The organism is Bacillus cereus group sp. MG16 (genome assembly GCF_040459875.1).
Lineage (GTDB): Bacteria > Bacillota > Bacilli > Bacillales > Bacillaceae_G > Bacillus_A > Bacillus_A paranthracis.
In genome coordinates this window covers 353566-372173 of record NZ_JARVHE010000001.1, presented here as the reverse complement: position 1 = coordinate 372173, position 18608 = coordinate 353566, and the positions used below count along the sequence as shown (strand labels likewise).

The window sequence follows — 18608 nt, the reverse complement described above, 5'->3', positions numbered from 1 at the left end:
ACGAAAAACCGAGTGTCATTGCCACTCGGTTTTTAGTAATCCCCTTATTGTGATAACTCTACTTCTTTTATTTTCTCTTTCATTCTTGCTTTATCACGATTTAAAATCTCTTTTAAATACTTACCTGTATACGAGCGCTCTTCTTTCACTACTTGCTCTGGTGTTCCGGAAGCAACGATTTGTCCACCTTTGTCTCCGCCCTCTGGTCCAAGGTCAACGATATAATCCGCTGTTTTAATTACATCTAAATTATGTTCAATTACAAGTACCGTCTCACCGCTCTCAACAAGACGTTGCAACACTTCTAGAAGACGTGCGATATCATGCGCATGTAAACCAGTCGTTGGCTCGTCTAAAATGTATAGTGTACGCCCTGTAGAACGACGGTGTAATTCAGAAGCTAATTTCACACGCTGTGCTTCACCACCAGATAACGTCGTAGCTGGTTGTCCTAATTTCATATAACCAAGCCCAACGTCTACAAGTGTTTGAAGTTTACGCTTAATTTTTGGGATATTAGCGAAGAACTCTACTCCGTCTTCAATCGTCATCCCCAACACTTCAGAAATATTTTTATCTTTATATTTCACTTCTAACGTTTCACGGTTGTAACGTTTACCGTGACAAACTTCACACGGAACGTATACGTCTGGTAAGAAGTGCATTTCGATTTTTATAATTCCATCACCACGGCACGCTTCACAACGTCCACCTTTTACGTTAAAGCTGAAACGCCCTTTTTGATATCCGCGCACTTTCGCTTCATTCGTTTGTGCAAACACATCACGAATATCATCGAATACACCTGTATATGTTGCTGGATTAGAACGTGGTGTACGCCCGATTGGCGATTGATCAATATCGATTACTTTATCTAAATGCTCAAGACCTTTAATTTCTTTATGAGTACCCGGCTTCGCTTTCGCTTTATATAACTTTTGCGCTAACGATTTATATAGTACTTCATTAATCATCGTACTTTTACCAGAACCAGATACACCCGTTACCGCTACAAACGTACCAAGCGGGAATGACATTTTCGCGTTCTTTAAGTTATTCTCCTTTGCACCGACAATTTCCACTTTTCGTCCGTCACCTTTACGTCTTTCAAGTGGAACTGGAATAAACTCTTTACCGCTTAAATACTTCCCTGTTAGCGAATTCTCATCTTGCATCACTTCAGCTGGTGTACCTGCTGATACGACTTGTCCACCGTGAATACCTGCGCCAGGCCCGATATCAAGTAAATAATCAGCTGCCATCATCGTATCTTCATCATGCTCAACAACAATTAACGTATTACCTAAATCACGCATTTCTTGCAATGTACGAATAAGACGATCGTTATCGCGCTGATGCAAACCGATAGAAGGCTCATCAAGAATGTAAAGTACGCCAGTAAGACGAGAACCAATTTGCGTTGCTAAACGAATACGTTGCGCCTCACCACCTGATAAAGTTCCTGCGGCACGACTTAACGTTAAATAATCTAAACCGACGTTCACTAAGAACCCAACGCGCTCCTGAATTTCTCTTAAAATTAAATGAGCAATTTTTTGTTGTTTCTCTGTTAGCTCCACACTTGAGAAGAATTCCTGTACTTCTTGAACAGAATATTTCGTTACATCAGCAATCGTTTTTCCGCCAACGAAAACAGCTAAACTCTCAGGCTTTAAACGCCCACCTTTACACTTCGGACAAGCTTGCTCTGCCATATACTTTTCCATTTGCTCACGAATGTAATCCGAACTCGTTTCACGATAACGACGTTCAATATTTGGAATAACACCTTCAAATAAAATCTCATTTTCCTTTACTTGACCAAATTCATTTACATAGCGGAAATAAACTTTCTCTTCACCGCTCCCGTACAATACTTTATCAAATAAATCTTTCGGTATATCTTTCACAGGCACATCCATATCAACGCCGTAATGATTACATACAGATTGTAAAAGCTGTGGGTAATATTGTGAACTTGTCGGCTCCCAAGGCGCAATCGCATGTTCATTTAATGATAAATTCCAGTTCGGAATAACAAGTTCTAAATCTACCTCTAGCTTTGAGCCAAGTCCATCACAAGAAGGACATGCACCGAACGGACTATTGAATGAGAACATACGCGGCTCTAATTCCCCAATTGAAAAACCACAATGCGGACAAGCATGATGTTCACTAAATAACAGTTCCTCTTCTCCCATTACATCGATTAACACGCGGCCCCCGCCAAGCTTTAATGCACTTTCAAGTGAATCAGCAAGACGGCTTGCAATTCCTTCTTTTACAACAATACGGTCAATTACAACTTCAATAGAATGCTTCTTATTTTTATCTAGTGCAATATCTTCAGACACATCAAGCATTTCACCATCAACACGTACACGAACATATCCTTGCTTCTTAATATCTTCAAGTACTTTTACATGTGCACCTTTACGTCCTGACACGATGGGAGCTAACACTTGCAATTTCGTACGTTCAGGATATTCAAGAACACGGTCTACCATCTGCTCTACTGTTTGTGATGTAATTTCAATGCCATGATTCGGACAAATGGGCGTACCAATTCGCGCAAATAATAAACGTAAATAATCATAAATCTCCGTTACCGTTCCAACTGTTGAACGTGGATTACGACTCGTCGTTTTTTGATCGATTGAAATCGCTGGTGACAATCCTTCAATGGTATCCACATCCGGCTTATCCATTTGTCCTAAAAACTGGCGTGCATACGCAGATAACGATTCTACGTATCTGCGCTGCCCTTCTGCATAAATCGTATCAAATGCTAATGATGATTTCCCCGAACCAGACAATCCCGTTACAACGACAAGCTGATTTCTCGGAATGGTTACATCAATATTTTTTAAGTTATGTGCTCTAGCACCTTTTACAACGATAAAATCCTTGCTCTTACTCACTCTTTTCACCCTTCCGCTTTTAATTCTAATAGTAAATCTCTTAATTCAGCTGCACGCTCGAAGTCTAACGCTTTTGCTGCTTCTTTCATTTCTGCTTCCATCTTCGCAATTGTCTTTTCACGCTCTTTTTTCGTCATCTTCTTAGCTGGCGTTGCTTCATATGTTTCTGTCTCTTCAGCAGCTGTCGTTGCACGTATCACATCACGCACACCTTTTTGAATCGTTTTCGGCGTAATACCATGCTCTTTATTGTAAGCTTCTTGTATAGTGCGACGACGCTTCGTTTCTTCAATTGCAATTCCCATCGATCTCGTTATACGATCTGCGTACATAATAACGCGGCCGTTTTCATTACGTGCTGCACGGCCAATTGTTTGAATTAATGAACGTTCCGAACGCAAGAATCCTTCCTTATCAGCATCTAAAATCGCTACAAGTGATACTTCTGGAATATCTAATCCTTCTCGTAATAAGTTAATACCGACAAGAACATCAAACTTACCAAGGCGAAGATCCCGAATAATTTCAATACGTTCTAATGTTTTCACTTCAGAATGCAGGTAATTCACCTTAATTCCTACATCTTTTAAGTAGTCTGTTAAATCCTCTGACATCTTCTTCGTTAAAGTCGTAATTAATACACGTTCATTTTTTGCAATGCGATCTTGAATCTCTCCTAATAAATCGTCTATCTGCCCTTCAATTGGTCGTATATCAATTGGCGGATCTAAAAGCCCTGTTGGACGAATAATTTGTTCTATTACTTCTGGCGACTGCTCTAATTCGTACGGTCCTGGCGTTGCTGAAACGTAAATAACTTGATTCGTTTTCTCTTCAAACTCATCAAAAGTGAGCGGTCTATTATCTAAAGCTGATGGCAGACGGAATCCATGATCCACAAGCACTTGCTTACGCGCTTGGTCCCCGTTATACATCGCTCTTACTTGCGGCACTGATACGTGCGACTCATCCATAACAATTAAGAAATCTTCCGGGAAATAGTCTAATAACGTATACGGCGTTGCCCCCGCTGGACGAAGTGTTAAATGACGGGAATAGTTTTCAATACCTGAACAAAAGCCCATCTCACGCATCATTTCTAAATCATAACGTGTACGCTGCTCTATACGCTGCGCTTCTAACAACTTGCCGTTATCATTTAATTCCTTTAAACGCTCTTCTAATTCTTTTTCTATATTTTCAATAGCGACCTTCATCTTTTCTTCACGTGTAACGAAGTGAGATGCCGGGAAAATTGCTACATGATCACGTTCTGCTAATACTTCTCCTGTTAACGCATTTACTTCGCGAATACGATCAATCTCATCGCCAAAAAACTCAATTCGAATACAATGCTCGTCAAGTGATGCCGGGAAGATTTCAACTACATCTCCGCGCACACGGAATGTACCGCGCTTGAAATCAATATCATTACGCCCATACTGAACATCAACAAGTTCACGAAGCAATTGATTGCGATCCTTCTCCATACCAACTCGAAGTGAAACAACTAACTCGCGGTATTCTTCTGGAGAACCTAAACCATATATACACGAAACACTCGCAACAATAATTACATCATCCCGTTCAAATAATGCAGACGTTGCTGAGTGACGTAATTTATCAATTTCATCATTAATCTGTGCGTCTTTTTCAATAAACGTATCTGTTTGTGGCACATACGCTTCTGGCTGATAATAATCGTAATAACTAACAAAATATTCAACTGCATTATTCGGGAAAAAGTCTTTCAACTCACTATATAACTGTCCTGCTAACGTTTTATTGTGAGCCATGACAAGTGTTGGCTTTTGCACTTCTTTAATGACATTTGAAATCGTAAATGTCTTACCCGTTCCTGTCGCCCCAAGCAACACTTGCTTTTTCTTTCCACTATTAATTCCCTTTACAAGCTTCTCTATAGCTACCGGCTGATCACCTTGCGGGGAATACGCTGAGACAATTTCAAATTGACGTTCCAAGAAAATCCGACCTCCTCATAAAAATCTGTATTATTATTTTACCACGAATGCCCATAAAAAACCTAAAAAAACGAACAGATATTCGGTAAAGTTTTCGACAATATATATAGAAAAAGGAAGGAGAGTACACTTCCTTCCTTATCAAATCTTCTTCCGCATGAACAAACAGTAAGCACCACACTGATTAAGATTCCACTTCATTTAAAATCAGCTCTTTTTCCTACTGTCATCCTGTCCTATACAAACTATCGGTATACTAAAAAAGCTACTTTCCTCTAAGAAAGTAGCTTCTCTTTCCCTTTCTCCTTCTTCGGAAAAAGAACATATGAAAATGAAATAACTGTATCCACTAAAAGTATAATCGCCCAAACTTGGCTAACCCGACTCGCTGCTTTATTTAAAACAATTCCCGTTTCTAACCAATTACGCCATTGTTCAACCGGGGCAAGACCGTACAGAAAGAAAAAGAAAATATGCACAACAACAAACAAACTAAGGTGCAATACCCAATTTTTTATTTCCTGCTTCGCATAAGCCATACCTGTTAATTCTACCTGTTCTTCTATAATAGGCGCCGGCTCATCCCTCCATTTCGCAACTAGCTTTTGCGCAAATATATCAAGCTTCTTCAAATCCTTTTTCCCGTAAAAGACTGCATACAATAAAATGATTACAGTAATGATTTGAAAGTTAGAAAACTTTCCTGTTTGATAATAGTCCACTACCCCTAAAGTTAAAATAAACACTTCATTTACGAGTAGCACAATTCCCATAATAAAACTCGCCTTTTTCAAACGAAATCCGTAACGGAGTAAAAAGAAACCGATAGCCGCTAACCAAAATACAATCTCTGCCCCAATTAAAAAATACCAACGATATTCTGCAAGTATACTCATTTATCCTTCTCCTTTTCATCATAAATACGAAAAGCTTCATCCATATATAGTAAAAGTTCTTCTTCAATTGGATACATGCTCATTTTCTGTGAATCTTCCTTCGATTTTCTAACTTCCCATAACTTATCTAAAAATGCTTCATCACCATTGGCCATTTCTAAACACTTCTGCATTAATCTCTTCGTTGCCCCTTGTACCTCATCATTTGCAGCTTCTTTACCATCTTTCATAAAAGTACGAAATTGCTTTAATAAATCTACCCACTCTAAAACATTCGGATCTTCTTCACTCATATTTGGCAAATTATGAAGCAATTTTTGTTCTTCCTTTGAAAATACTTCATTTTGAAATATTTCACGTATACGAGAAGACTGTTTCGAAAGCTGGATCAGTTCAAACATAACTTTCCAATCGAGCTCTCCCTCTACATCTACCGAATAAACAACCGCTTGTAAAACACGCTCCATTCGATTAAATTTCTTTTGTTCTTCCTGTACAAATCGAAGTTGTTTTTCAAGAGAATTCTTTAAATCCAACTCACCTTTTACTAACATATTCGCAGTTTCTTTTAACGAAAATCCCATTTCCTTTAAAAACAAAATTTGTTGCAAACGAATAACGTCCGCTTCACTATATAACCGATGTCCACCCTCTGTTTTACCACTCGGCTTTAATAAATCTATTTGATCATAATAACGTAATGTGCGTACTGTTATCCCTGTTTCTTTCGTCAATTGTTGAATTGAAATCACTATCATCACCTCTTCTCCTTCATTATAAAAGATGACGTTACGTAACTTTCAAGTGTTTTGTAAAAAAAATACAAAAGGCTGTTTATACGAAGCGTATAAACAGCCTTTACGGAAATAACCCCTTTTGTACAGCACGACCACAAAATAAAATAAGTGCTCCGACAACAACGCTCGTTGCTGTTTTATGATAATGAGCTGAAACTAATAAATAATACGATAAACCTACAGTACCAAGCATAATACAAATACTCGGCACTGGATTATGAGAGAAGTTCTGCATTCCCCAAAACAAAGCAAAAATAGCCGTAGCGACACATAACACCGGTAATCCCATCCCAGTTCCCCTTTTTCTATCTATTCCTTGTTGCTAACACGCTCGTCGATGCGATACTTATTAATAGACCAAAAATAGCAATATATAATAACTCATTTACATGTACTACTGGCCTGTCTAAATACTTATTTACACAAAGATACATAATGAACAAGAAAACGAAGCTTGTCATACTAATCGTAAAATATGACTTCATCTTGTTCACAACTCGCTCATCAATCGACGGTATTCCCTCTTCTTTCAAACGCTTCTGTTCTCTATATTCCGCAATTCCATATAGAATGACTAACGCTACATTTGATATGAAGATTGTTCCCCATGAAATATTTAAAATTATTAAGCTCACATTTAGCACAAGCCCCGCTAAAAATAAACTTCCTATGAACCGTATAACCTCTTGCTTACTCATACACGATTAACCTCTTTACTATTTCTATATCTCCACTTCGGCCAATAGTTCACAAAGGAATAAACAAACTGCCCTAGTACAAATAACACAAACGGCATACCAGCACTTCCGTAAACAATTAAATTGTACAAACTCCATATAGCTAAACTAATCGCTAAAAACAACCCTAAATATTTAAACGCTTTATCTGACTGAAATCTCTCAAACTCATCCTGCATTTTTCATTCCTCCTATCGCTATGCTCGTTTTCCTACCATAACTCCTATGATGAGACTACCCGCAAATAAGGCACTGCATATCAGAAATATTTCTTGCACTGGTATAACAGTCCTGCCTATTACTTTACTCGCAACAATATAAATAATAAGAAACAGAAATGCGAATACAAATGAGACGTTTACATGCTTTTTTATATTTTCATTTACTCGCTCATCTATATCGGGAAGTTCTTCTTTTCTGTACTTACGATTTTTGTAATTTGTATACAACACTAGAAATACAATCGCTAAAATATTACTACATACGAGCGGTAAAATTGGTATAGCCGGATTCATAATATGAACTATAACGTCTCCCAAAAACAATCCAAAAGTCGCACCAATCAATAGCTTTTTCGTATCGTTCATTTTTCCTCCCCTTACTCTAGCGTAAATATTTCTTCCACCTTCACTCCAAAATATTTGGCAATTTTTAAGGATAACTCTAGACTCGGGTTGTAATGATGGTTTTCAATCGCCACGATTGTCTGCCGCGTCACCTGCATCGCCTTTGCCATTTCAACTTGCGTTATATGATGTTGCTTTCTTAATTCTTTAATTTTATTTTTTACACCCATAGGCTCCACCTTCAAAAGTAAAGATATCTTTACTTAAATTATAAATATTTTCCAGTTATAAGTAAAGATATCTTTACAAATTTTAGAAAAACATTTCACTGAACATCCACTCTAACAAAGTACGAGAGTAATTCAATTTATATCGGCGATTCCCAAAATATATCAGCGCAACTCCATATATATCAGCGATTTTCCAAATATATCGACTTACCGACAAATACCGACATCCGTAGCAAAATAAGCATAAGAAAAAGCTGTCCCCAAATACCTTCGGGAACAGCTCTCTCCTCTACTACATAAATCCTAACGCATATACAAGAACATATCCAAGCACCGATAAGCAAACCGAGCCAATTAGCCCTGCCACGAATGCTTTGCTTCCTAACTTCCGGAACGTTTTAAACTCTACATTTAAACCAAGCCCCGCCATCGCCATTGCGATAAGCATATAAGCGATGACTACAATATATCCCGCAACAACTTCTGGAATCACGCCAATAGAATGCACCGCACTCATCGCTAAAAATCCGAAAATGAACCACGGAATTGGAAGGTCGCGCCATGATCTTTTTTCCTTGCTTCCCTCACTCTTACCAAACCATAATCCAATTAAAATCGCTACTGGTACAAGCATTGCAACGCGCGTTAACTTCACGATAACTGCGATGTCTACAGCCGTACTTCCTCCTGGTGCCGCAGCTGCGATGACATGAGCGATTTCATGCAGCGTCGCCCCTGAGAATACACCATAACCGTATGGAGATAGGCCAAGTACTGGATATAATAACGTATAAATAAGCGTAAATATCGTACCTAAAATTGCAATGATTGCAGCCCCAACTGCCGTTTCGTCATCTTTTGCTTTCACTTGCGGCGCAATTGCCACGACCGCTGCCGCGCCGCAAATTGCTGTTCCACATGCTGTTAAAATCCCAAGTTTCTTTTCTACCTTAAATACTTTCGTTAGTCCATATACAACGAAAATCGTAAATGTAATTACAACCGCAGCGATAACCAATACTTTCGGTCCCGCCTTCGCAATATCAACAAGATTTAATCGCATTCCAAGTAAGATGATCCCAAAGCGCAGCAACTTCTTACTCGCAAAGTTCGTCCCTGCAATCGCATCATGAGGAACTCCAATTGCCGCACGCCAAACCATCCCAATTAGAATAGCAATTACTAATTGTCCCATAATATTTAAAAATGGAAGCTCCGCTAAATATTTCGCCACAATTGCGATTAATAATGTAATCCCAATCCCTTGCGAAAATCCAAAACGCTTCTTCTTTTGTATAACAAGTGTTTGTTCCACTTTGAACCACTCCAATAATCATATTGGAACATGCATGTTCTTTCTACTTACATTATAAGAGAGTTTCTATAATAAGTTTAATACCAATATCAAATCTCTATCATCAGAAATACTTATGATAAGATGATAGAAAAAGAAAGGAGCAGATGATATGAACGTAGACATTTTAAAAATTTTTGTTACGGTTGTTGAACAGAAACACTTCTCTCGTGCAGCAGAATTATTGAACCTTTCACAGCCTGGCGTAAGTATGCACATTCGCAACTTAGAAAACGAATTTGGAACTACACTCATTCAGCGATCCCCGAAGCACGTTCAAGTGACCGAGGCCGGAAACATATTATATATACACGCAAAGCAAATGCTCTCTCTTTACGAAGATGCCAAACAAGAAATTAACGAACTACATAACGTTGTAACAGGAACGCTTCGCATCGGTGCTAGTTTTACAATTGGCGAATACTTACTTCCAAAAATACTCGCTAATTATGCCAATGAAAATCCACGCGTCGAAGTTCATACCTTTATTTCAAATACAGAAGACGTTTTGCAAAGCCTTCGCTCTAATCAAATTGATATCGGCTTAGTGGAAGGGCAAGTCGTATACGCCGACGTTGATGTTGAAACGTTTATGCAAGATGAAATGAAACTCGTCGTCCCGCCAAACCATCCACTACTCCGCACAAATGAAATAAATGAAAGGACACTCCAAGATCAAGTGTGGGTATTAAGAGAAAGCGGTTCTGGAACACGTGCTTATAGCGATCGCTTTATTCATCAACACCAATTAAAAATGAAACGATTCTTTACCTTTAGTAGTATCCAAAGCGTAAAGGAAGCTGTCGCTGCCGGGCTTGGCATCGCTATACTTTCTGATTGGACTGTACGGAAAGAGCTACTGGCAAAAGAACTATTCCACGTCGAAGTTCCAGATGAACAACTCATCCGTCCATTCTCCATCGTGCGCGGCAAATATTTTATTCCGTCTAAAGCTATTCAAGTGTTTTTAAATCATGTAAATTCTTTTGCGAAAAAACAGCATTGACCTTCACATTAGTGTGAAGGTTTACAATACATGTAAAAGGAGTGAAACGCATTGCGAATTGGGGAGTTATCAAAAGAAACTGGCGTTAGCGAAAGGTCACTAAGACATTACGAAGAAAAGGGATTGCTCCCTTCGAAGCGCCTCGCAAATGGCTATCGTGATTTTGACGAAAGTGCCATCGAAAAAGTGGAGCTTATTCAAATGTACCTACAAATTGGCTTAAATTTAGAAGAGACGGCAAGGATGCTGCGCTGCCTTGAAATTGAACCGCACCTGTACGACAATCCGTGCAGCAGTATCCTTACGCTTTACGAAGATAAACTCAATGAAGTAACAAAGCAAATCTCATTACTTTCCAGCATTCAAACGAATTTGCAAAAACACGTTTCACTCCTAAAACAAGCAAAAGAAAAGGGATGATTACATGTTTGTTATACACGGCAGTTCAAGACAAAATGGAAATACGGAAGCTTTAACACATATGATGGTTGATGGAATTGAAACAGAACAAATTTATTTACGTGATCACACAGTCTATCCTATTACAGACCAGCGTCATGATGCAGAAGGATTCCAACCTGTAGATGATGATTACGAGCAGTTAACGAAACGCATGTTAGAGCACGACACAATTATCTTTGCTACACCATTATATTGGTACGGGATGAGCGGTCATATGAAAAACTTCGTCGATCGCTGGTCACAAAGCTTACGCGATACATCACTTCATTTCAAAGAGAAAATGAAAGGTAAAAAAATGTATGTTGTCATCGTTGGCGGAGATAACCCAAAGTTAAAAGCATTACCGCTTATTGCACAATTCCAATATACCTTTGATTTTATTGGTTCATCATTTGAAGGTTATATTATTGGGGATGCGAATGAGTTAGATGAAATTCAAAATGATGCTGAGGCGCTGGCGAAGGCACAAATTTATAATAAAGAATTCAAAAATCACAAGCAGAAATAAGTTTGACAAACTCGTTTGTATGCGCATACAATAAAGGTAATATTATGAAAGGAAGGTACTTTGACCAATGAATTTCTAATTCTCTTATTTCATCCATCACAAATAGTGAACAAAAATGATGAAAACTAGCAGGGGATTAGTCTGTCCATTTGTCGATACTTTCTTTCGAAACGATCATGTAAAAAAATCGTTTATTTATGTACGATTTTTACATGCAAGGGCGACGTTTATCCTCTCTAGTGAAACTAGGGAGGTTTTTTTATGACTATTTTATTCGCACGTAATATTGAGAAGAGCTTTGGTGATCGCACACTATTTACGTTACCGTCACTGGAAATTCAAGCACGGGATCGCATAGGAATTGTCGGCGTCAACGGGGCTGGTAAATCTACGTTACTACAAATATTAAGTAAAGAAATAGAAGCTGACAAAGGCATAGTAACTCACCATAGCTCTATCAGCATCATTCCTCAAATTAGCGAGGAATTACCAAAATTCGCTTCTTCTACAGCAAAAGGAAAATGGAATATTTCAAACATCTCAAATTCAATGAGCGGCGGGGAACGAATGCGTCTAAAGATTGCCCATGCTCTCGAACAAGATGCAGGCATTCTATTCGCTGATGAACCAACAAGCCACTTAGATATGTTCGGTACAGAGCAATTAGAAAAGGCACTTTTATCTTATAAAGGTGCACTTGTTTTAATATCACATGATCGTGAATTTCTAGATAATATATGCACAAAAATCATTGAAATTGAAGACGGGATAATTCAAGAATATAAAGGAAACTATTCCAACTATCGAAAGCAAAAAGAACGTGAACGAACACAAAAACAAGCAGAATACGAGCAGTATATAAACGAAAAAGAGCGTTTAGAGAAGTCCATTTTACAAAAAAAGCAACGTGCTTCTAGCATGACAAAAATCCCAACACGGTTTAGTTCATCTGAATCTAAACTGTATAAATTAAGTGGGGCTCATGGCCAAGAACAAGTTAGTAAAGCAGCGAAAGCATTAGAAACACGTCTCGAAAAACTAGAAAAGAAAGAAAAGCCGAAGGAGCTTTCTCAAGCCCAGTTTGACTTACAATACCATACACCCATTCATAGTAAAGTGGCAGTACAGTTCAATAAAGCAACAAAGAAAATAGGTGACCGCACACTATTTAAAAATATGAATGGAACGATTGCTCCTGGTGCAAAGCTTGCTATTTTAGGGACAAACGGAAGTGGAAAAACGACCCTGTTTAACATGCTTCTCGCAAACGAGCGTGGCATTCAGCTTTCAAAAAGTTGTAAGATTGGGTACTTTGAACAAACACTATCCATTTTAAAAACAGATAAAACCATTTTAGAAAATGTGCTAGAAGAAACAAACTATACAGATTCGTTCGTTCGCACAATACTTGCACGGCTTCTATTCCGCCGTGAAGATGTTCACAAACCTGTGCACGTTCTAAGTGGCGGCGAACGAATGAAGGTTGCGCTCGCAAAAGTATTTTTAGGAAACTATAATATGCTTCTGCTCGATGAACCGACAAACTATTTAGACTTAGCGACGCAAGAAGAATTAGAAAGCATGTTACAAGAATATCCTGGCACTATACTTTTTATTAGCCATGACCGTGCCTTTATTCGCTCTGTGGCAGACCATATTCTACAAGTAGACGAGAGTGAACCTAGAGTATTCCACGGTAATTACGAGCAATACAACAAGAGAACAACCGAGGATTCTGTAAACGTTACTGAACAAGAATTGTTACGATTACAAACAAAATTAACAGAAATCATCGGCCGAATTTCCATACCAAATCATCACGATGACATCACATCTCTCGAACAAGAATACTAAACATTATTAATTGAAATCCGGAAATGTAAAGAAGCACTCTAATGTCTTCCCTATATATCGACGGGACCTTCCGCATTTCCCAAGAAATATTGAATCTTCGACATAGCATACAAAAAGCCGTGCATCAGCACGGCTTTTTACTTCAGATACGGACAGCAGTCCCGCTCACAGCAACCATTAGCATCCCTTCGCGAACGACTTCGTAATCCACATCGATACCAACGATGGCATTCGCATTTTTTTGTCTTGCGAGAGTTTTCATTTCTTCCATTGCGATGTCACGTGCTTCTTTCAATTTGCTTTCATAAGCACCCGAACGACCACCGACAACGTCACGGACAGAAGCAAAAAGGTCACGAACGATATTCGCCCCCATAATCGCTTCTCCATTCACGATATCGACATAATCAATAATTTCTTTCCCTTGAATTGTAGAAGTTGTTGTTACAATCATACTGTATAGCCTCCCATATAAGATTTCCACTTACTTATGGTGTGCTAATTCAGTAGAAATTATATTTACGAACTAAACTGCGCTTCGTATAACCTACTGTATCCTCCGCCTTGTTCAATTAATTCATCATGTGAACCTTGTTCTGCAATACCATCTTTATTTACAACGACGATGCGATCTGCATTTTTAATCGTTGCCAGTCTATGAGCGATAACTAACGTCGTACGGCCGACAGATAGTTCAGCAAGTGATTTTTGAATCGCAAGTTCCGTCTCTGTATCTAATGCGGAAGTCGCTTCATCTAATATTAAAATTGGCGGATTTTTTAAGAACATACGAGCAATTGCTAGACGTTGTTTCTGTCCGCCTGAAAGTTTCACGCCACGCTCACCGATAACGGTATCTAAACCGTCTGGTTGTGAGTAAATTAAGTCTTCTAATTGCGCACGTTTTACTGCCTGCCAAATTTCAGCCTCTGATGCTTTTAAATTTCCGTAAGCAATGTTTTCACGAATTGTTCCTGAGAATAAGAACACATCTTGCTGCACAATTCCGATTTGCTTACGAAGTGAAGATAACGTCATGTCTTTCGTATCAATACCATCAATTTGAATGGATCCAGATGATTGCTCATAAAAACGTGGTAATAAGCTACATAACGTCGTTTTTCCAGCTCCAGATGGCCCAACGAACGCAACTGTTTCACCTGCATGTATTTTCAAACTAATATCATTTAAAATCGGTTCTTTATTTTCATATCCGAACGTAATGTTGTTATATTGAATATCACCGTGTACATGTTTTACTTCCATTGCATCTTTAGAGTCCACAATATCTGGCTCTGTTTCAAGAAGCTCTACATACCTTTTAAAACCAGCGATCCCTTTCGGATAACTTTCGATTACCGCATTAATTTTTTCAATTGGACGGAAGAAAATATTCGTTAATAGAACGAATCCGATAAATCCACCGTACGTTAATTCTCCTTGCAGAACAAACCACGTACCGCATATTAAGACGAAGAGCGTTACGAGACGCATAAGCATATAACTAATTGACGAATTTAGCGCCATAATTTTATACGCCATTAATTTCGTTGTACGGAAACGAGCGTTGTTAACAGCAAATTGCTCTTTCTCAAACTTTTCATTTCCGAATGCTTGTACAACGCGGATACCACCAACGTTGTTCTCAATACATGCATTGAAATCAGCAACATCTGAGAATAAACGTCTAAATGTACCTGTCATTTTTTTATTGAAGTAAAGTGCCAACCATAATAAGAATGGAATAACGAAGAACGTTAATAGCGCTAACTTCCAGTTGATCATCATCATAAATGAAAATGCCCCAACTAAAGTCATAACGGCAATAAATATATCTTCTGGCCCGTGGTGAGCAATTTCCCCAATTTCCATTAAATCGTTTGTAAGGCGTGAAATTAAATGACCTGTTTTATTATTATCAAAAAATCTGAATGATAGCTTTTGAATATGATCAAATAATTTCTGCCTCATATCTGTTTCAATGTTAACACCAAGCATATGTCCCCAATATGTAACGACATATTGTAAGCCTGCATTTAACATATAAACTGCGAGTAAACCGAAACAAGCCCATAAAATAAGCGTCCAGTTTTGCCCTGGCAATAACTTATCAATAAATTGATTTACGATAAGCGGAAAGCCGAGTTCTAATAATCCTGCGACGACCGCACAAGAAAAGTCGAGTATAAATAAACCTTTATACGGTTTATAGTAAGAAAAAAATTTACGTAGCATATCTTCCCTCCATTTTCCAAAATTAAAAAGACTCCCTAAATGATAACCATTATCAAATAATTATTCAAGTTATCCGTCTATGAAACTGAAAATAAGCTTTGCGATAGTTGTCGTTTTTGTCCGGAAAGTCGATATATTCGAATAATCGCCGATATATTTCGAGTTGCGCTGATATATTTGCAAAATCGCCGATATATTTCAAGTTGCGCTGATATATTCGGAAAATCGCCGATATAAATTTCATTTACTAACTACCTTCCCCCCCAAAAAACAAAAAAGGCATCACCACAAGATGATACCTTTTCTTCTATTACATCGCTTCCGAATCCCACTCATGCTCCTGCTGAACAAACACAATACCTAATTCGTGATGTCCACCAGCGTATAATGCCGTTTGAGCAAGGCGAAGTTCTCCATTTGTATCTAATACTTCTAATTTACAAAATGCTCCTGTCGTCTTCGTTTGAAGCGCATCATAAAATTCCTCAGCACTTCTTGGAATGACTCCATTTACTTTCGTAATTATTTCTCCAGGCAGTAAATTCAGCTCTGCTCCAATTGTATTTGGAATTGTATCTAGTACAACGAGTCCGTCATTACGTGCAGCGAAGTACGCTGGTCTTGTTTCATCCGCAATTTTCTCTTGCATGGAAATTGTAAAACGTCCAAGCATTGCAACGCCCATTGCAATAATGGCAAGTACGTGCCACCAATAACTTGCGATTCCTAAAACAAGCACAAGTCCTGCTAATCCGTACACACGTCTTCCTGTAAATAATAAAGCTTCCGTCGGCTCATAACTTCTAATCCTTCTCATAAATCCAATTAAAAATGGAACGAGGAATAAAGAATATGTATCAGAACCGATTGAAACGACAGGCCACCATGAAATAAACTGCGTTACTGCGTCACCTGGTACAAGAATAAAAATAGGAACGATCCATAAACGCTTTGATTCGTGTAAACCAATCTTTAATCCGCGCTTCCCCTTCCTAATCTTCGGCGTCGAATATCCTACTGCATTTTTAGAAATCAACAAGCCCTCTACAACGAGCATGATGCCTAGCAAAATAGCAAGGGATACGATTGTATTCTCTTCACCTTCTCCAAGCTGTAAGAAAGAAACTGGTAGCTTAGAAGATAATAGAACACATACAATCGCGATACTAAACGTATAAGCCGCTGATAAATATCGATACATAGCAGTTAATCCAAATAGTAACGTCCAAAGTAAAATGGCCCATAAGCTCGCCTTAGAAACAACAAGTCCGAGCCCAATCGTAATGATAGATACGATTAATCCGTATTTAACTCCCGCCAATAAAGATGTTCGCAGTTCAAACCAAATATCATAAACTTTAAAAGAAAAATCTTTTCGTTCTCGTAACATACGTAAGTATCCAACGAAGATACTACTTATTAAAAATACATAGACAGCAGGGTGTAAGAAAAAACGTCCAACTGCCCGCATTATTTCAAAAATCCATGCCTCCACGAACCCATTCACCACCATTTATATCATTCTTTCTTTTTATATTATCATAACTGGACAAACGTTTGTTTAACACAAAAAAATACAGGCAGCAAACCGCCTGTATTTCTTTTTACTTCGCCATTAATTTTAATGCTGACTGTAATTGTAGATCATTTTCTCCAGAACGGATTTTTTCAATAATTTTCGTTTGAATCGCCTCAGCTGTCTTTTTATCGAGCTGTCCTGTCGCTTCCATCTTATTCGCATTTTGGAATGCTTTCAGTGCTGATTCTGTCTCTTTACTAAAGTAGCCATCTTCACGTCCTGGTACATATCCTAAACTCTTAAGCATTTCTTGGGCATGTTTTACTTGTACATCATTTGCATTGTATGAAAGTGTCTTTTCAATTTGAATTGGTGTCGCATGATAATAATCTGGTTGTTTCACTTCTACAGTTGGCTTGATTCCTTTTTTATGAATCCAGTTTCCATCCGGTGTTAACCATTTGAACATCGTTAATTTGATATTGCTGCCATCTTTAAATGGAACAGCTTGCTGAACAGTACCTTTGCCAAACGTTTTTTCACCAATTAAATCGTATCCTTCTCCCTCTTTTAGCGCACCCGCTAAAATCTCTGAAGCAGAAGCACTTCCATTATCAATTAATACTGAAATTGGATATGGCTTTCTCTCTTTTAGTTCCGTAGAGAATTTCTTCTTCTCACCATTTCTTTGCTCTACTTGTAGCATCGGCTTTTTATCCGTCATAATTTCTCCTAGTATCTCTTCTACACTATTTAAGTAGCCACCTGGATTACCACGTACGTCAATAACTAAGCCTTTTATGTTTTTCTTCTCTAACTCTTTTAACTGATCCTTAAATTCTTTCGCTGTATTTTCAGCAAAAGAAGTGATTTGCATATAACCGATATCTTTTCCACTCTCTTGTTTCACAGAGCTAAACACTGTGAAGATTGGAATTTTTTCACGCTTAATTTTAAATACAATCGGATCAGCTACTCCTGCACGCTTAATTTCAATCGCAACAGTCGTTCCTTTTTTACCACGAATCTTTAATACTGCTTCTTCACGTGATAAATCTTTCACACTATTTCCATCTACAGATAAAATTTGGTCATTCGGTTTAATTCCAATCTTTTCTGCTGGTGAGCCTTTAATTGGAGATACGATAATAAGCTTACCGTCCGTTTTGTTCACCTCAGCCCCAATCCCTTCTAACTCGGGATCAAGCGATTCACTAAACTGTTTAGCCGTTTCTTTATCCATATACGTGGAATAAGGGTCCTTCAGCGTAGACAACATGCCTTGTATTGCACCTTCGACTAATTTTTCATCTTTCACGTCTTCCACATAACGTGAATCAATTAGTGCATACGCCTCATTAATTTTTGCCAAATTCCCTTGCGCAGTGCTAGCGTTTCCATTCGAAATTGTTTGCGTTACTTCTGCTGGGTTAACCCCAAATAAAGACATACCCGCAAACATTCCGCCAGCACCAATTAAAAATGCAACAACCATTCCAATAATTGCAACTCTACGTTTCAATGCGGAATTCCCCTTTCCA

Annotated in this window: 18 protein-coding genes; 4 read left to right on the top strand and 14 right to left on the bottom strand. The window is 38.3% G+C overall.

Features of this window, described 5'->3' with window-relative positions; genetic code table 11:
• Positions 1 to 44 precede the first annotated feature (44 nt).
• From uvrA to QCI73_RS01720, 10 genes are all read right to left on the bottom strand, one after another.
• Entirely contained in the window at positions 45 to 2921 is a 2877-nt protein-coding gene (gene uvrA / locus QCI73_RS01765; RefSeq protein ID WP_327923230.1) for an excinuclease ABC subunit UvrA, read from the bottom strand.
• A gap of 5 nt (positions 2922 to 2926) precedes the next feature.
• The gene (gene uvrB, locus QCI73_RS01760; RefSeq protein ID WP_327923231.1) at positions 2927 to 4903 is read right to left on the bottom strand and encodes an excinuclease ABC subunit B; all 1977 of its coding nucleotides are present in this window, start codon (positions 4901 to 4903) and stop codon (positions 2927 to 2929) included.
• Positions 4904 to 5178: 275 nt separating this feature from the next.
• Positions 5179 to 5799: a hypothetical protein gene (locus tag QCI73_RS01755; RefSeq protein ID WP_353822413.1), complete on the bottom strand. Its 621-nt coding sequence runs from the start codon at positions 5797 to 5799 to the stop codon at positions 5179 to 5181.
• Positions 5796 to 6557, bottom strand: coding sequence for a MerR family transcriptional regulator (locus tag QCI73_RS01750; protein ID WP_353822412.1), 762 nt, complete (start codon positions 6555 to 6557; stop codon positions 5796 to 5798). Before QCI73_RS01750 ends, QCI73_RS01755 begins: the two co-directional genes overlap by 4 nt.
• A gap of 100 nt (positions 6558 to 6657) precedes the next feature.
• Positions 6658 to 6885: a hypothetical protein gene (locus tag QCI73_RS01745; RefSeq protein WP_000524119.1), complete on the bottom strand. Its 228-nt coding sequence runs from the start codon at positions 6883 to 6885 to the stop codon at positions 6658 to 6660.
• A gap of 16 nt (positions 6886 to 6901) precedes the next feature.
• Complete coding sequence (locus QCI73_RS01740; RefSeq protein WP_353822411.1) at positions 6902 to 7294, bottom strand: ATPase; 393 nt, start codon at positions 7292 to 7294, stop codon at positions 6902 to 6904.
• Positions 7291 to 7512 carry a hypothetical protein gene (locus QCI73_RS01735; RefSeq protein ID WP_001150193.1) on the bottom strand — a complete coding sequence of 74 codons (222 nt, stop codon included), beginning with the start codon at positions 7510 to 7512 and terminating at the stop codon, positions 7291 to 7293. The genes QCI73_RS01740 and QCI73_RS01735 overlap by 4 nt, the downstream gene beginning before the upstream one ends.
• An 18-nt stretch (positions 7513 to 7530) precedes the next feature.
• On the bottom strand, positions 7531 to 7920 hold the full coding sequence (locus QCI73_RS01730; RefSeq protein WP_353822410.1) for a hypothetical protein: 390 nt from the start codon (positions 7918 to 7920) through the stop codon (positions 7531 to 7533).
• Positions 7921 to 7931: 11 nt separating this feature from the next.
• Positions 7932 to 8129 carry a helix-turn-helix transcriptional regulator gene (locus QCI73_RS01725; RefSeq protein ID WP_000538359.1) on the bottom strand — a complete coding sequence of 66 codons (198 nt, stop codon included), beginning with the start codon at positions 8127 to 8129 and terminating at the stop codon, positions 7932 to 7934.
• Positions 8130 to 8421: 292 nt separating this feature from the next.
• Positions 8422 to 9444: a YeiH family protein gene (locus QCI73_RS01720; RefSeq protein ID WP_262724443.1), complete on the bottom strand. Its 1023-nt coding sequence runs from the start codon at positions 9442 to 9444 to the stop codon at positions 8422 to 8424.
• A 151-nt stretch (positions 9445 to 9595) separates the two neighbouring features.
• On the opposite strand from QCI73_RS01720, the gene QCI73_RS01715 reads away from it, so the two are divergent.
• The 4 genes from QCI73_RS01715 (at position 9596) to abc-f (ending at position 13313) form a co-directional block, all read left to right on the top strand.
• Entirely contained in the window at positions 9596 to 10489 is an 894-nt protein-coding gene (locus QCI73_RS01715; RefSeq protein ID WP_327923236.1) for a LysR family transcriptional regulator, read from the top strand.
• A 51-nt stretch (positions 10490 to 10540) separates the two neighbouring features.
• Entirely contained in the window at positions 10541 to 10909 is a 369-nt protein-coding gene (locus QCI73_RS01710) for a MerR family transcriptional regulator (RefSeq protein WP_001975222.1), read from the top strand.
• Between the two features lie 4 nt (positions 10910 to 10913).
• Positions 10914 to 11459: a flavodoxin family protein gene (locus tag QCI73_RS01705; RefSeq protein ID WP_327923237.1), complete on the top strand. Its 546-nt coding sequence runs from the start codon at positions 10914 to 10916 to the stop codon at positions 11457 to 11459.
• Positions 11460 to 11720: 261 nt separating this feature from the next.
• Positions 11721 to 13313 carry a ribosomal protection-like ABC-F family protein gene (abc-f, locus tag QCI73_RS01700; protein ID WP_353822409.1) on the top strand — a complete coding sequence of 531 codons (1593 nt, stop codon included), beginning with the start codon at positions 11721 to 11723 and terminating at the stop codon, positions 13311 to 13313.
• A gap of 142 nt (positions 13314 to 13455) precedes the next feature.
• On the opposite strand, the gene QCI73_RS01695 is transcribed toward abc-f, so the two are convergent.
• The 4 genes from QCI73_RS01695 to QCI73_RS01680 form a co-directional block, all read right to left on the bottom strand.
• Complete coding sequence (locus QCI73_RS01695; RefSeq protein ID WP_000637521.1) at positions 13456 to 13767, bottom strand: YbjQ family protein; 312 nt, start codon at positions 13765 to 13767, stop codon at positions 13456 to 13458.
• A gap of 65 nt (positions 13768 to 13832) precedes the next feature.
• Positions 13833 to 15548, bottom strand: coding sequence for an ABC transporter ATP-binding protein (locus QCI73_RS01690; RefSeq protein ID WP_353822408.1), 1716 nt, complete (start codon positions 15546 to 15548; stop codon positions 13833 to 13835).
• Between the two features lie 310 nt (positions 15549 to 15858).
• Entirely contained in the window at positions 15859 to 17061 is a 1203-nt protein-coding gene (locus QCI73_RS01685; protein ID WP_353822407.1) for a PDZ domain-containing protein, read from the bottom strand.
• Positions 17062 to 17152: 91 nt separating this feature from the next.
• Positions 17153 to 18589: a S41 family peptidase gene (locus QCI73_RS01680; protein ID WP_000830290.1), complete on the bottom strand. Its 1437-nt coding sequence runs from the start codon at positions 18587 to 18589 to the stop codon at positions 17153 to 17155.
• Positions 18590 to 18608: the final 19 nt, after the last annotated feature.